Here is a 13894-nt window from a genome sequence, read left to right on the forward strand (position 1 = left end):
CATGCATTCCGGGCACTCAACTGGCTTCCGGCCTTTCGCTGCTACGGCGATAGCGGGCCATCAATTCGTCGGCGTCTGGTTCTCGCTCGGGCATCGGCGGCAAGCCGCGTGTCCGGCGCAGCATGGCAATGAACGCGCCGCGGCGATATTGGCGACGGAAGGAACGCGCCCGCGGATGCATGCCGAGCGCAGCCAGAAGCCAGCGTTTGAGATAGCGGGAGCGCTTGAGGGGAGCAGGTTCCTCGGCGTTACCGAGAATCCTGACGCGCAACGCGTCTGGCGCATCCATCGCGTCCATCAGTTCTTCCTGCTCCCGCGCCGTATCTCGCGCATAGCTGCCTTCGCGCTTGCCCGAATGCAGCATCAGCACCGTTAGATGAGGCATTGTCGCAATCACCGCACCCTTGCGCCAGGCACGGAACAGCCAGTCCTGGGAACTCTCGCAAACGCACTGGCTGGCCGGGCGCCATGGCCCAAGCCTTGGCAGCGACGCTCGCCGGATCATTTGTGCGGAACCGAATCCGACTGTGGTGACTGGGTCATAGAAGCCGTCCCGGCCCATCCCGAGGATCATATGTCTGGAGCCTTTGCTCGCGGACGACTCGATGACTGCACCTCGGGCGATCACCACGTCGGCGTTGGTGGCGTCGATCCAGCCGCACATGGACGCCAGATGGTCGGGAAACCACAGATCGTCATGGTTCAAGATGGCGACGAAGCGGCCGCGGGCCCGGGCAAAGCCGATATTGTTGGGCCCTGATTGCTCGCCGAAGTTCACCGGAAGATCGATATAGGAGATGCGGGCGTCGCCGAAAGCGGCGATCGTGGCCGCGGTGTCAGGGCGGCACGCGTCGCCAATGACGATGGCTTCCCAGTCCTGCAGAGTCTGACCAATGAGGCTCTTCAGCGCCTGATGCAGCACCGCCGGACGATTGTGCGTCGCTATTACGATCGAGACCAGCGGTTCGATCGGTCCGATTGGCGCGCCTAGACCGGCCTGTTCCACACTACACCAGCTTGTAGGGGATTTGTTCCGTATCGGGCGGCAGGCGCCAATGGTCGGGCGCATCATAGGCGTAAGCCTTGTCGACGAGGTTGAGCAGCAACGCCGTCTCCGGTCCGAGGGCGACGACACCGTGCCAGACACCGGGCGGAATGGTGACGATTGCCGGTCGCGAGGCGCCGACGATCTTGTGCCAGACCGTGCCGAAACTGGGCGAGGCCTTGCGCCCGTCGAAAAGCGATATCCGCACGCTGCCGACGCAACAGAACAGGCGGTCGAGGGTCGCTGCATGCGCATGCCAGCCCGTCACCGCGCCCGGATACATGGTGCGCTGAAACACTTGCCCGACCGGCGATTGATCGAGAGCCCATTCCTCGCGAAAGATCTCGGTCAGGTAGCCGTTGGACGTCGCGACGGATCTGATTTCCTTGAATGCGACGCCCTCGATCGGCGGCGCATCGACGGCGAGCCAGTCCGGCGTCACCGTCTGTCGGTCAGGCGCGCCCGTCGCCATCCAGCCCTGCGGTACGGTACGATCGTTGTTACTCATAGCCAGCCCACCCCCGGAAATCGCCGAAGCGTCATACGTGGCTATGCGGGCACAGGCAAGCGCAGTCAGCCGGTCGCCGGTGGGCAATGAAAGACCGTCGATCGAGGTCTTTCGTTCAGTCAGGTTGCCGGGCGAGCGAACTCAGGGCGTACCGCCGCTGCCGCCGCCAGGGAGGCCGGGCGCCAGCTTGCTGGCGCCGCTGATGATCTGGCTGAGGAAGTTCTGGTCCTTGCCGCCGGTCGGCGTCGTCCTCGAGATGAAGTCGAAGATCTTACCGTCCTTGAGGCCGTAGTTGGCGATCTGGGTGACGCGGCCGTCGGCGCCGAAATAGACCGCCAGCACATGCTGGTCGATGATGCGGGGATTGTCGAAGGCGACATAGCGCTTGCGCGTTTGCGAGATGTAGTAGAAGGCCTCGTTGTCGAAGGTCGCCGTCGTCGACGGCGTGCCCAGCGCCAAAAGCACCTGCTCGCGGCTCGACCCGACCGGCACCGAATCGATCGCCTGCTGGTCGATGACGTAGCCTTTCGTCAGCGTCTCGCTCGGATGGAGATCGCCGAACATCTTGGACGAATTGCAGGCGGAAAGCGCTGACACCACTACCAGCAGCGAAGCCACGCCCACCGGGGCGGGCGCAAAGAACGACTTGAATTTCAGCGCACCCAACAACAATTCTCCATCACATCCCCGCAACTTGCGCTGGGCCGCAAAACCGGTAAACCAGCTTGCATGCCGATGCAACAAGGCCAAATCAAACAACAGGTCCCCGGGAGACCGCCCTCAATGTTCCAGCGCCTTTTTGGCCGCGAACGCAATGCCAACCGCGCTATCACCGACGCGCTCTACGCACAAATCGTGGCGGCGGCGCGGCAAACGGTGTTTTATTCCGACTGGAATGTGCCCGATACGCCGCTCGGCCGCTTCGAGATGCTGTCGCTGCACATGTATCTCGTCCAGCACCGGCTGCGTGGCGAGCAAGGTGTGGCCGCCGAGGTCGCACAAGTGCTGATCGACGAGTTCTTCCTCGATGTCGAGCATTCGCTGCGCGAACTTGGCATCAGCGATGTCGGCGTGCCCAAACGCATGAAGAAGCTGGCAAAGATGTTTTACGGCCGTACAGCCGCTTATGACGACGCGCTCCGGGAAAACGATCGGGTGGCGCTTGCGGCGGCGCTCGCCCGTAACGTCAGGCCGGACGCCGGTTCCTGGCCGCAGGCGCCATTGCTGGCGGACTATGTCTGCGAGGCTAGCCAGAAGCTTGCCGCGCAGCCGACCGAATCGATCGTCGCCGGCACCGCCGCGTTCCCGGCCGGCGGGGCCGCGTGAAGGAGGCAGCGATGAAAGACGCCGAACTGCGCAGTCCTGTATCCTTTGTCGCCAATGTCGCGCGGCTGCCGCAAAAGGGCCTGCCTGTCCTGGTCGAGGCCGATGAGCGCCAGCGTGAGGCGCTTGCCGCCGAATACGAACTGCTTTCGGTCGAAAGCTATCGCGCGGAGCTGCTTGTGGCCCCCTGGAGGCGCAATGGCGTCAAGGTCACCGGTCGCGTCGAGGCCGACATCACGCAGGCCTGCATCGTCACGCTCGATCCGGTGACCGCGCATATCGACGGGCCCGTCGAGGCGCTCTTTCTGCCCGAGCAGTCGAAGCTTGGGCGCGAGGGTTTCGAGGGCGGCGGCGAGATGATCCTCGACGCCGACGGACCGGACAGTCCGGAAACATTTTCCGGCGACACCATCGATGTCGGCGCGCTGGCCGAACAGTTTTTCGGCCTGGCGATCGACCCCTATCCGCGCAAGCCGGGAGCCTCGCTCGACGTCGCCGGCGACGATCAATCCGAAGAAAGCGAATTCCAGAAAAAGCTGCGTTCGCTGCTCGGAAAATCCTGAGAGTGGTCCGGATTTTGGAAAAGTTGGTTGTGCGCAGGCGCAAAACCGCTATTTTCGCCGAACCTTCGCGAGCCCCCTTACCTTGGCAGGCGCCCGCCGCAAGCCAGGCAACCCGTGAGAAAAGCACTACGTGATCAGGATTTCCATCGATGCCATGGGCGGCGATCACGGACCGAGCGTGGTCATCCCGGCGCTGATGACGGTCGCCATCCGCCGCCCTGACATCCGCTTCGTCATCTATGGCCGCGAGGACGTGGTGCGTCCCGAACTCGCCAAGTTCCCGAAACTCGCCGAGATAAGCGAGTTCGTCCATTGCGAGATCGCGGTGCGCATGGACGACAAGCCGAGCCAGGCGCTGCGCCATGGCCGCTGGAAGTCGTCGATGTGGAAGGCTGTCGAAGCGGTCAAGAACGGCGGCGCGCAGGCCTGCATCTCGGCCGGCAACACCGGCGCGCTGATGGCGATGTCGAAATTCTGCCTGCGCACCATGGCCACCATCGACCGCCCGGCGATCGCGGCGCTCTGGCCGACGACGCGCGGCGAAAGCGTGGTGCTCGATGTCGGCGCCACCATCGGCGCGGATGCGCACCAGCTTATCGATTTCGCCATTCTGGGCACCGGCATGGCGCGCTCGGTGTTCGGCATCGAGCGGCCGAGCGTCGGCCTGCTCAATGTCGGCGTCGAGGAGATCAAGGGCCAGGAAGAGGTCAAGGAAGCCGGCCGCATGCTGCGCGAGGCCAACATGGCTTCGATGAATTATCGCGGCTTCGTCGAGGGCGACGATATCGGCAAGGGCACGGTCGACGTGGTGGTTACCGAGGGTTTTGCCGGCAACATCGCGCTCAAGACCGCCGAGGGCACCGCAAGGCAGATCGCCGGCTATCTGCGCGCCGCTATGAGCCGTACGCTCATGGCCAAGATCGGCTACGTCTTCGCCAAGGGCGCCTTCGACAGGCTGCGCGAGAAGATGGATGTCGGGCGCTCCAACGGCGGCGTCTTCCTGGGATTGAACGGCATCGTGGTGAAGAGCCATGGCGGCGCCGATTCGGACGGCTTCGCGGCCGCCATCGAACTCGGCTACGACATGGTGCGCAACAATCTGCTTGACCGGATCGAGGCCGACCTCGATCTGTTCCATGCGCGCAACCCGACCGCGCAGGCAAACAGGAAATCCGGCGTCGCCGACGCCGAGGAATAGGAACGAGCCTTGATCAGATCAGTCGTGCGCGGCAACGGTGCCGCGCTGCCCCGCCGCATCATGAAGAATGCCGACTTCGAAGGCATGGTCGAAACCTCGGACGAGTGGATCGTCCAGCGTACCGGCATTCGCCAACGCCACGTCGCGGCCGACGACGAGACGACAGCCTCGCTTGGCGAGGCGGCTGCGCGCGCGGCGCTGGACAGCGCCGGCATGACGTCCGCCGATATCGACCTCATCATCCTGGCGACCTCGACGCCCAACAACACGTTCCCGGCGACCGCTGTCGAAATCCAGAACCAGCTCGGCATGCATCACGGCTTTGCCTTCGACATGCAGGCGGTGTGCTCGGGTTTCGTTTATGCGGTCGCCACCGCCGACCTTTATATCCGTGGCGGCCTGGCCAAACGCGTCCTGGTGATCGGTTCGGAAACATTCTCGCGCATTCTCGACTGGAACGACCGCTCGACCTGCGTGCTGTTCGGCGACGGCGCCGGCGCGCTGGTTCTGGAAGCGGAAGGCGGAGCCGGCGCGATTACCGATCGCGGCGTGCTGGCGGCGAGCCTGCGTTCCGATGGCGTGCACAAGGACAAGCTCTTCGTCGACGGCGGTCCTTCTACCACGGGAACCGTCGGTCATCTGAGGATGGAAGGCCGTGAAGTGTTCAAGCATGCCGTCGGCATGATCACCGATGTCATCGAGGCGACCTTCGGCGAGGCCGGCATAACAGCCGAGGACCTCGACTGGTTCGTGCCGCATCAGGCCAATAAACGGATTATTGACGCTTCCGCCAAGAAGCTCGGGATTGCCGAGCAGAAAGTGGTGGTCACCGTCGATTTACACGGTAACACCTCGGCTGCCTCGGTGCCGCTCGCTTTGTCGGTGGCGGTCGCCGACGGCCGCATCAAGAAGGGCGACCTTGTGCTTCTCGAGGCGATGGGTGGAGGTTTCACCTGGGGCGCGGTATTGCTCCGCTGGTAAGTGCCGAACTCGCCGGTTCGGTTCTTGACCTTGCCGGATCAATTACTTAGGCTCTGCCTTTACCTGTATCGATTTACGTTTTTGTTCGCAGATGGGACGGTCGCATGGGGGGAAAGACACTTACGCGTGCCGACCTTGCTGAAGCCGTTTACCGGAAGGTTGGCTTGTCCCGAACTGAATCGGCGGAGCTGGTCGAGGCCGTCCTCGATGAGATCTGCGAGGCAATCGTCCGCGGCGAGACGGTGAAGCTGTCGTCCTTCGCCACCTTCCATGTCCGTTCCAAGAACGAGCGCATCGGCCGCAACCCCAAGACGGGCGAGGAAGTGCCGATCCTGCCGCGCCGGGTGATGACATTCAAATCGTCGAATGTGCTCAAGAGCCGGATCCTGCGCTCGCATCAGAACAGCAAGGGCAAGGGCGGCAAATAGTTTGCTGGCGAATGCGGTTGAAAACCGCCGGCCATTTTGACGTCGGGCTTGAATATCGTTTCATAAATCGCTGAAATAAGGCACGATTCGGCATCATGAGCCGGATCGCGGTCCAGTGTGGAGGATTGGCCCATGGACAAGAGCCCCGACGCTTTCCGCACCATCAGCGAAGTCGCGGAAGATCTCGATCTGCCGCAGCATGTGCTGCGGTTCTGGGAGACGCGCTTCACCCAGATCAAGCCGATGAAGCGTGGCGGCGGCCGGCGCTACTACCGGCCGCAGGATGTCGAGCTGATCAAGGGCATCAGGCACATGCTCTACGATCAGGGCTATACGATCAAAGGCGTGCAGAAGCTGTTGCGCGAGAATGGCAACCATTTCCTGGTCGCCATCGGCAATGGCGACATGGCCGCCGTGGAGGCGATCGCCCAGCGCCGTCAGGCCGAGCAGGTGCCGCTGACGGCGGCCGCGCAGCCGCGTGGCGACGAAGACGCGCTGGTCGGCCAGCCGAAGGTGAAGCCCAGCCGGCGTTTCTTCGGCCTCGGCAAGGGCGACGACGAAGGTCCGGTACAACCAGACGCCTCAAAATTGTCGCGTGACAATCGCGCCTTGCTGCAGGAGGCGCTGTTCGACTTGCTGGAATGCAAGCGCCTGCTCGACCAGGTTCGTTGAACGGTCGCAATCGACTTGATGCCGCGCGCTCGGCCTGCCGGAACTGGCTCGTCGTCCGCGCGTTAGGCCTTCTCGAAGAGAAGGACAACAAGCATGGCATCGTTTTCGACCCTCTCCGACCTTGATATCGACAGGCAGGTCGCTGCGCTTTCGCGACAATTGCACGATCTCAAGAAGGTTTTGGCCAGGCGTGGTGACGCCCATTACGAGGATGGCCGCGACGCGGGGTCCGACTACTATTCGCAACTTGCCGATCGCCTCCACGAGGCGCTGCCGGCAATAAGGCGCAGGGGCAAGGCGATCGAGCGTACGGCGCGCGATCATCCGGCGACGGCCGCCGCCGTCGGGCTGGTCGTGGTCGGATTGCTTGCCGGCCTTCTTATCAGCCGGCGCTGATCGATCGACGGGATTGAAACAGAAATGGCGGCCGTCCTCGACGGCCGCCATTTCCATACCGCTACAGGCGATCAGTTCGCGAGCTTGAGCCGCGTCTTCGGATCGACCTTCATGACCTGGCTGCACTTGCCGTAGACGGTGCCGTTTTTGTCGGTGGCATCGGTATAGGTGCCTTTGCAATCCAGCTGCAGCACCAGGCACGAGCCATGGCCCTTACAGACCGCGCCGCCGTCGCCGGTCGGATGTGTGCCCGCAAAAGCCGGAGCCGAGACCGAGCCGAAAGCCGAAAAGACGAGAGCCGCGGCGAGGGTGATACGCTTGAAGTTGGTCATTTGAGCATTTCCTTCCATTGGGTGTTGGGATCGCCGTCCTGGCGTCCCGTTGGGTTGAGGAGCGCCTTCCCGGCGCCCATGACCGGTTAGTGCCGCCTCCAATGGAAAGGTTCATATGCCGCGCGATTTTTTTCGTTTGGTCGGCGATATAGCGGATTGAAAGCCCCGGCGCGGCTCTCCTCGGCGGCGCGTCACGCATCCGGCACCCAGCGCCTCGGCATGGAACCGGCTCACGGCCGCCAGCTTGTCGGTCAGCGTCACGAACCGCGGGTTGCGGTCGACGATCTTCCGCCGCAGCATCAGTTCGTTGTAGCGCGTCAGGGCGGCTGGATTTGGCCAATAGCCGAGCTTCATGGCGAAGCGGGCAACGAGAGCCGGATGGCGAAGCGTGAGGACGACACCGGCGACCGCCAGTACAGGCGGTGGTGTCTGGCCGAAAGATCAGCGCAGGCCTCGATTAGGCCTAGTCCGAAGTGCGGTTCGACATCACCGGATGTTTAAGCCGAAAAGTCCGATGGGAAGACCGGTCCGCCCTGGTGGCGAAGGCCTGCCTTCCCATCGGCAGAAGGGAAGGATCAGGCCTTCTTCGGAGCCATCTTCGTGTGGTGATGATGGTGGTGGTGATGCTGATGATGGCGGTGATGATGCCTGTGGTGATGACGATGATGATGATGCTTCTTCATCGGAGCCGCGTCGGCGCTGGTGGCGCCGAGGATCGGCATGGTGAACGCCAGGGCCAGAGCCAGCCCGAGCGCGGAGAGGAGGGACTTCTTCATGACTTCGTTTCCTTTTTACGCGGGCCTTCCGAGATTCACCGGAGCAAATCGGTGACCCAAGCCTCGCGATAGGGACTATCCTCCTGGTTTTTTTCGACAATTTTTCCCGAATGTAGATTTTTGTTTCTGGATTGTTTCTGGAGTCCTCTTGCGCTGCGCGCCCGCCCTGACCGACGAGGATTGCGCGCTCCTTGGAAATCCAAGGAGGCGGCCGCCCGACCTCACATGGGTGGCGCGATGCCGTGATTCCCGACCACGACCCGGTTGGCCACGAGCTTGCCGTCGCCGCCGCGCTCGGCGTTGACGAACACCGCGATGCCCGGCGTGAGATCTGCCGGCGTGGCGGTGGCGAATGTCACGATCGGTGTCGTCTGCGGAATCGCGATCTGCTTCTTCTGGCCGTTGTCATAGGTGAGCGTGACCGTGCGGCCTTCGATCTCGGTGACATCGGCGACGGTGCCGTTGGTCATGCGGCTGTTGGGCTGCAGATCCCAGTCGCGATCGCCTTCTCCGGTCCCCTTCAAAGCGGCCGGAAAGATCACGACTTCCAGCGCGCCGCTGCCGCCCTCGGCCTTGGATATCGAGGCGATGCCGAGAAAATCGCCTTGCCTGATATCGGCTGCCGACGCCTTGGCGACGCCCGAAATCTTCCAGCCGTCGGCAAGCGTGATCGCATCAGTCTTGCCGTCGCGGTCCTTCACCGTCAGCGTCGATCCGGCAACGCTGACGACGGTGCCTCGAACGCGTGTGGCGTCCGCCGCCTGCGCTTCCGTCGCGCCGGCGACGCTTGAGATGGCACCAAGCACAATTGCGAACGATTTCAAATTCATGGCATTCGATCCTTCCGTGAAACGCCCGGCGTGCGGGTTTGGCTGCCGGTGACGGTAAGCTAACGAATCGAGGCGTCGAAAATGCCGGCGAATCCGGCCGCCGACCTTCAAAAGAACTTGATTGAGCGCCGGGCGGCCTTACATGTACGAAGCCCGAGGCATTCGGCCAAAACGCTTTTCACGATGGCGTGACGCCGCATCGGTGCTCTTGGCAAATCATTTGTTAACGAGCATTCTCCCGCCGTCTCAGGCAACGCCGCTTTTCATCCGACCTGTTTCATCTTTAAGGAGTTGCCATGCCCAACACCGCACGAAACGTTGTTTCAAACGACATCATTGCCGCGCCCGGCCTCAATCCGTTGAAAGCCGCTCGCGAAACGAGGGGATACACGATCGAGGAACTCTCTTTGACCTGCGGCCTGGCCGTGGGCGAGATCGTCGACATCGAGGACGGCAAGGACGTCGACCCCGCCAAGCTCCGGCGCATCGCTTCCGCGCTGCAAGTGCCGGAAGAGGAATTGATCACGGTGCCGTCCGCAGAGAATCGGCCCACACAGCAATAGAGACGCCAGAAGCGTCCATCCAGGAGCCCGCCGAGGATTGCCCGGCGGGCTTTTTAGTGCCTGCGAGGCGCAGGCGCTTGCCAATAACCGCCATGCCATGCGATTCGCCGAGCGCTGCTGTTCGACAGACCTGACGAGGGATTCACCATGAGCTTGGAATCGGTCCGCGCCTTTCTTGCCGAGCACGCGCCCGATGTCGAAGTCATAGTCACCGAAGCAAGTTCCGCAACAGTGGCGCTTGCGGCGGAGGCGCATGGCGTCACGCCGGCGCAGATCGCCAAGACGATCTGCCTGCGCGTCGCTGACCAGACCATGCTGGTCGTGACCAGCGGCATCGCCAGGCTCGACAACCGCAAATTCAAGGACAGGATGGGCGGCAAGCCGCGCATGCTGGGCGGCGAAGAGGTGCTGGCAGTCACCAGCCATCCGCCGGGCGGCGTCTGTCCGTTCGGCCTGCCGGCGCCGCTGCCCGTTTATTGCGATCTGTCGCTCAAAGCCTTCGGCGAGGTCGTTCCGGCAGCTGGCGCCACCAATGCCGCGGTGCGCATCACGCCGCAGCGCATGGCCGATCTGGTCGGCGCCGTATGGGTCGACGTTTGCCAGTAACAATTGCCGCCCGAAGCAATTCCAGGAAAAGTGCGTAGCGGTTTTCCGGCCGGAATTGCGTCAAACAAGAGACAGATATCTTTTCATGGTTCGTCGGGGGCCGTAGTGCGGTTTTGACCGACATTCGGCTGCGGCCGCCCGCTTCCATCTGGTTTGGTACGGGCGCCCGCTGCTCGTGCCTTAGCCGTTGCGCCTCGATCATTGGAAAAGCGTCGACCAATGGCCAAATTCTGGACATTAGTCTTGACAGAAATACATATGTTCAATACCGGTCAAGCAACCGAACAGCATGCGATATGGGAGGAATACACGGTATGGCATCCAATATTTCATTGACGGGCCTTGCCCGCGATCTTGAGGAACGAGCCAAGTCCGGCAAGCCCATCCGCATCGGCCTGATCGGTTCTGGCGAAATGGGCACCGACATCGTCACCCGCGTCGCCCACATGTCCGGCATCGAGATCGGCGCCATTTCGGAACTCAACCTGCCGGCGGCCAGCAAGGCCGTCGATATCGCTTTCCAGGAAACCGGACACGCGCGGGAAGTGTCGACCGCTTCGGCGATGACATCGGCCATGGAGGCCGGCAAGATCGCCGTCACCAACGATTCCAGTCTTGTCATCGGCAACGACCTGATCGACGTCGTCATCGACGCGACCGGCGTTCCGGCTGTCGGCGCCGAGATCGGCCTGCACGCCATGGAGCATGGCAAGCATCTGGTGATGATGAATGTCGAGGCAGACGTCACCATTGGCGCCTATCTCAAGAGTGAAGCCGACCGCCTCGGCGTCACCTATTCGCTGGGCGCCGGCGACGAGCCGTCTTCCTGCATGGAACTGATCGAGTTCGTCTCCGCCATGGGGCATCCGATCGTTGCCGCGGGCAAGGGCAAGAACAACCCGCTCAACATTGACGCCACGCCTCCGGACTATGAGGAGGAGGCGAAGCGCCGGCATATGAATGTGCGCATGCTGGTCGAATTCGTCGACGGTTCGAAGACCATGGTCGAGATGGCGGCGATCGCCAACGCGACCGGGCTGGTCCCCGACAAGCCCGGCATGCACGGTCCGGCGGCGACGCTTGGCGAATTGTCGAAGGTGCTGGTGCCGCAGAAGGACGGCGGCGTGCTGTCGAAGGTCGGCGTCGTCGACTACTCGATCGGCAAGGGTGTCGCGCCCGGCGTCTTCGTCGTCGCCGACATGTCGCATCCGCGCATCTCGGAGCGCATGGAAGACCTGAAGATGGGCAAGGGCCCGTATTTCACCTTCCATCGCCCCTATCACCTGACCTCGCTGGAAGTGCCGCTGACCTGCGCCCGGGTCGTGCTTTACGGCAAGGCCGACATGGTGCCGCTGGCCAGGCCCGTGGCCGAGGTCTGCGCGGTCGCCAAGAAGGATCTGAAGCCCGGCGACAAGCTCGATGCCATCGGTGAGTATTGCTATCGCGCCTGGATCATGACGGCCCCGGAGGCCCATGCGGCGCGCGCCGTTCCCTGCGGCCTGCTGCAGGGCGGCTCCGTCACCCAGCCCATCAAGAAGGGCGAGCTCATCACCTATGCCAACGCGGCGCCCGCGCCGGGCTCGAAGATCGCCGAGCTGCGCGCCCGCCAGGACAAGCTCGTTTACGGCGCTGTGGAGGCGTGATCATGGCTGGAGCCAGCAAGGCCGTCATGGATAGCCGGGCCAACCTGCCTTTCGTCTATCGCCAGTACAGTCCGGAGCAGCTCAGGGAGGTGCTTCATAAGATGTACCTTATCCGCCGCTTCGAAGAGGGCGCCGAAGAGTGCTACATGCGCGGCCTCATCCACGGCACCATGCACCTGTCGATCGGCCAGGAAGCCAGCGCCATGGGCATCTGCATGCCGCTCGCCGAGGACGACCAGATCACCTCGACGCATCGCGGCCACGGCCATTGCATCGCCAAGGGCGCCGAGGTCAGCCGGATGTTCGCGGAATTCTTCGGCAAGACCACCGGTTATTGCAAGGGCCGCGGCGGCTCCATGCATATCGCCGACGTCGCCAAGGGCAATCTCGGCGCCAACGGCATCGTCGCCGGCGGCATTCCGATCGCGGTGGGTGCCGCACTTTCCGCCAAGAGGATGAAGACCGGCAAGGTCGTGGTTTCCTTCTTCGGCGACGGCGCCAACAATGAGGGCGCCTTCCACGAGGCGCTGAACATGGCGGCGATCTGGAAGCTGCCGGTGATCTTCGTGTGCGAGAACAACGGCTACGGCATGTCGACCTCGACGGCGCGCTCGACCGCGGTGAAGAACATCGCCGAGCGTGCGGCCGCCTATTCGATGCCCGGCGTCATCGTCAACGGCAATATCTTCTCCGAGGTGGCCGAGGCGTCCTTCAAGGCCGTGGAGCGGGCGCGCGCGGGCGAGGGGCCGACGCTGATTGAATCCAAGACCTACCGCCATCGCGGCCATTCCAAGAGCGACCGCAACCGCTACCGCACCAAGGAAGAGATTGAGGATTGGATGGCGAACCGCGATCCGATCGCGCTGTTCGAGACCGAGCTGCGTGACTTCGGCTTCATCGACGACCAGGGCATCCAGGCGATCCGCGACGCGGTCGCCAAGGAGATCGCCGACGGCATCGAGTTCGCCAAGGCGAGCCCGGCACCGGACATCGCCGCCCTTGCGGACTACGTTTACACGGAGCATGCGTGATGGACGCCGTGGTGCGTGAATTGAGCTACGCCCAGGCGATCCAGGAAGCCATGGCTATCGCCATGGACATGGACGAGCGCGTCTTCCTGATGGGCGAGGACATCGGCGTCTATGGCGGCGCCTTCCAGGTGACGGGCGATCTTGTCGAGCGCTACGGCAGCGACCGCGTCATCGACACGCCGATCTCTGAACTGGGCGGCGCCGGCGTCGCGGTGGGCGCCGCCGTCACCGGCATGCGGCCGATCTTCGAATTCCAGTTCTCGGATTTCGCCACGCTCGGCATGGAGCAGATCGTCAACCAGGCGGCCAAGATGCGCTTCATGCTCGGCGGCGAGGTCTCGGTGCCCCTGGTGATGCGCTTCCCGGCCGGCTCCGGCACGGGCGCCGCCGCCCAGCACAGCCAGAGCCTCGAGGCCTGGCTCGGCCATGTACCCGGCCTGAAGGTGATACAGCCGGCGACGCCGCACGATGCCAAGGGCATGCTGCTTGCCGCGGTCGCCGATCCGGACCCGGTCATGATCTTCGAGCACAAGCTGCTCTACAAGATGAAGGGCCATGTGCCGGAAGGCCACTACACCGTTCCGATCGGCAAGGCCGAGATCCGCCGCGAAGGCCGCGATCTCACCATCGTCGCCACCTCGATCATGGTGCAGAAGGCGCTCGACGCCGCGGCCGTGCTGGAAGGCGAGGGCATCGACATCGAAGTGATCGATCTGCGCACGATCCGGCCGCTCGACAGGCAGGCCGTCATCGACAGCGTGAAGAAGACATCGCGCCTGCTCTGCGTTTACGAGGCCGTGAAGACGCTCGGCATCGGCGCGGAAGTGAGCGCGCTCGTCGCCGAGAGCGAGGCGTTCGACTATCTCGACGCGCCGATCGTGCGGCTCGGCGGCGCCGAGACGCCGATCCCCTACAATCCGGACCTGGAAAAGGCGACGGTGCCGCAGGTTCCCGACATCATCACTGCTGCCCGCGACCTCGTGAAAGGGGTCCGCTGAA

The 13894-nt window shown here is 63.2% G+C and carries 19 protein-coding genes; 12 read left to right on the plus strand and 7 right to left on the minus strand.

Going from position 1 to position 13894, the window contains the following annotated elements; genetic code table 11:
• Positions 1–16 precede the first annotated feature (16 nt).
• From FJ956_RS19660 to FJ956_RS19670, 3 genes are all read right to left on the minus strand, one after another.
• On the minus strand, positions 17–1006 hold the full coding sequence (locus FJ956_RS19660) for a glycosyltransferase family 2 protein (RefSeq protein WP_246672192.1): 990 nt from the start codon (positions 1004–1006) through the stop codon (positions 17–19).
• A gap of 1 nt (position 1007) precedes the next feature.
• Positions 1008–1553, minus strand: a complete 546-nt coding sequence (locus tag FJ956_RS19665; RefSeq protein WP_246672193.1) for a dTDP-4-dehydrorhamnose 3,5-epimerase family protein — start codon at positions 1551–1553, stop codon at positions 1008–1010.
• Positions 1554–1694: 141 nt separating this feature from the next.
• Complete coding sequence (locus FJ956_RS19670; protein ID WP_140682538.1) at positions 1695–2219, minus strand: outer membrane protein assembly factor BamE; 525 nt, start codon at positions 2217–2219, stop codon at positions 1695–1697.
• Positions 2220–2336: 117 nt separating this feature from the next.
• On the opposite strand from FJ956_RS19670, the gene FJ956_RS19675 reads away from it, so the two are divergent.
• The 7 genes from FJ956_RS19675 to FJ956_RS19705 all read left to right on the plus strand — a co-directional run bounded on the left by FJ956_RS19675 (position 2337) and on the right by FJ956_RS19705 (position 7114).
• On the plus strand, positions 2337–2879 hold the full coding sequence (locus FJ956_RS19675; RefSeq protein ID WP_140682541.1) for a ubiquinol-cytochrome C chaperone family protein: 543 nt from the start codon (positions 2337–2339) through the stop codon (positions 2877–2879).
• 11 nt (positions 2880–2890) lie between these two features.
• On the plus strand, positions 2891–3439 hold the full coding sequence (locus FJ956_RS19680; protein ID WP_140682544.1) for a DUF177 domain-containing protein: 549 nt from the start codon (positions 2891–2893) through the stop codon (positions 3437–3439).
• Between the two features lie 130 nt (positions 3440–3569).
• The gene (gene plsX, locus FJ956_RS19685; RefSeq protein WP_140682547.1) at positions 3570–4637 is read left to right on the plus strand and encodes a phosphate acyltransferase PlsX; all 1068 of its coding nucleotides are present in this window, start codon (positions 3570–3572) and stop codon (positions 4635–4637) included.
• Between the two features lie 9 nt (positions 4638–4646).
• Positions 4647–5618 carry a beta-ketoacyl-ACP synthase III gene (locus FJ956_RS19690; RefSeq protein WP_140682550.1) on the plus strand — a complete coding sequence of 324 codons (972 nt, stop codon included), beginning with the start codon at positions 4647–4649 and terminating at the stop codon, positions 5616–5618.
• Between the two features lie 104 nt (positions 5619–5722).
• Positions 5723–6046 carry an integration host factor subunit alpha gene (locus FJ956_RS19695; protein ID WP_023815657.1) on the plus strand — a complete coding sequence of 108 codons (324 nt, stop codon included), beginning with the start codon at positions 5723–5725 and terminating at the stop codon, positions 6044–6046.
• Between the two features lie 132 nt (positions 6047–6178).
• Positions 6179–6718 (plus strand): MerR family transcriptional regulator, encoded by a 540-nt coding sequence (locus FJ956_RS19700; RefSeq protein WP_140682553.1) that lies wholly within the window; start codon positions 6179–6181, stop codon positions 6716–6718.
• A 93-nt stretch (positions 6719–6811) separates the two neighbouring features.
• Complete coding sequence (locus FJ956_RS19705; protein WP_140682556.1) at positions 6812–7114, plus strand: DUF883 family protein; 303 nt, start codon at positions 6812–6814, stop codon at positions 7112–7114.
• 71 nt (positions 7115–7185) lie between these two features.
• Here FJ956_RS19705 and FJ956_RS19710 read toward each other — a convergent pair whose 3' ends face one another.
• From FJ956_RS19710 to FJ956_RS19725, 4 genes are all read right to left on the minus strand, one after another.
• Complete coding sequence (locus tag FJ956_RS19710; protein ID WP_140682559.1) at positions 7186–7446, minus strand: hypothetical protein; 261 nt, start codon at positions 7444–7446, stop codon at positions 7186–7188.
• 111 nt (positions 7447–7557) lie between these two features.
• The gene (locus FJ956_RS19715; protein WP_140682562.1) at positions 7558–7800 is read right to left on the minus strand and encodes a hypothetical protein; all 243 of its coding nucleotides are present in this window, start codon (positions 7798–7800) and stop codon (positions 7558–7560) included.
• A gap of 221 nt (positions 7801–8021) precedes the next feature.
• Positions 8022–8222, minus strand: coding sequence for a hypothetical protein (locus tag FJ956_RS19720; protein WP_140682565.1), 201 nt, complete (start codon positions 8220–8222; stop codon positions 8022–8024).
• A gap of 221 nt (positions 8223–8443) precedes the next feature.
• Positions 8444–9052: a hypothetical protein gene (locus FJ956_RS19725; protein ID WP_140682568.1), complete on the minus strand. Its 609-nt coding sequence runs from the start codon at positions 9050–9052 to the stop codon at positions 8444–8446.
• Positions 9053–9348: 296 nt separating this feature from the next.
• Here FJ956_RS19725 and FJ956_RS19730 point away from each other — a divergent pair, with 296 nt between their 5' ends.
• The 5 genes from FJ956_RS19730 to FJ956_RS19750 all read left to right on the plus strand — a co-directional run bounded on the left by FJ956_RS19730 (position 9349) and on the right by FJ956_RS19750 (position 13893).
• The gene (locus FJ956_RS19730; protein ID WP_140682571.1) at positions 9349–9615 is read left to right on the plus strand and encodes a helix-turn-helix transcriptional regulator; all 267 of its coding nucleotides are present in this window, start codon (positions 9349–9351) and stop codon (positions 9613–9615) included.
• Between the two features lie 147 nt (positions 9616–9762).
• Positions 9763–10221 carry a YbaK/EbsC family protein gene (locus FJ956_RS19735; protein WP_140682574.1) on the plus strand — a complete coding sequence of 153 codons (459 nt, stop codon included), beginning with the start codon at positions 9763–9765 and terminating at the stop codon, positions 10219–10221.
• A 314-nt stretch (positions 10222–10535) separates the two neighbouring features.
• Positions 10536–11864, plus strand: a complete 1329-nt coding sequence (locus FJ956_RS19740; protein ID WP_140682577.1) for an NAD(P)H-dependent oxidoreductase — start codon at positions 10536–10538, stop codon at positions 11862–11864.
• A gap of 2 nt (positions 11865–11866) precedes the next feature.
• Positions 11867–12895: a thiamine pyrophosphate-dependent dehydrogenase E1 component subunit alpha gene (locus FJ956_RS19745; protein ID WP_140682581.1), complete on the plus strand. Its 1029-nt coding sequence runs from the start codon at positions 11867–11869 to the stop codon at positions 12893–12895.
• On the plus strand, positions 12895–13893 hold the full coding sequence (locus tag FJ956_RS19750; RefSeq protein ID WP_140682584.1) for an alpha-ketoacid dehydrogenase subunit beta: 999 nt from the start codon (positions 12895–12897) through the stop codon (positions 13891–13893). The genes FJ956_RS19745 and FJ956_RS19750 overlap by 1 nt, the downstream gene beginning before the upstream one ends.
• Position 13894: the final 1 nt, after the last annotated feature.

Source organism: Mesorhizobium sp. B2-4-3 (genome assembly GCF_006442815.1).
Taxonomy (GTDB): Bacteria; Pseudomonadota; Alphaproteobacteria; order Rhizobiales; family Rhizobiaceae; genus Mesorhizobium.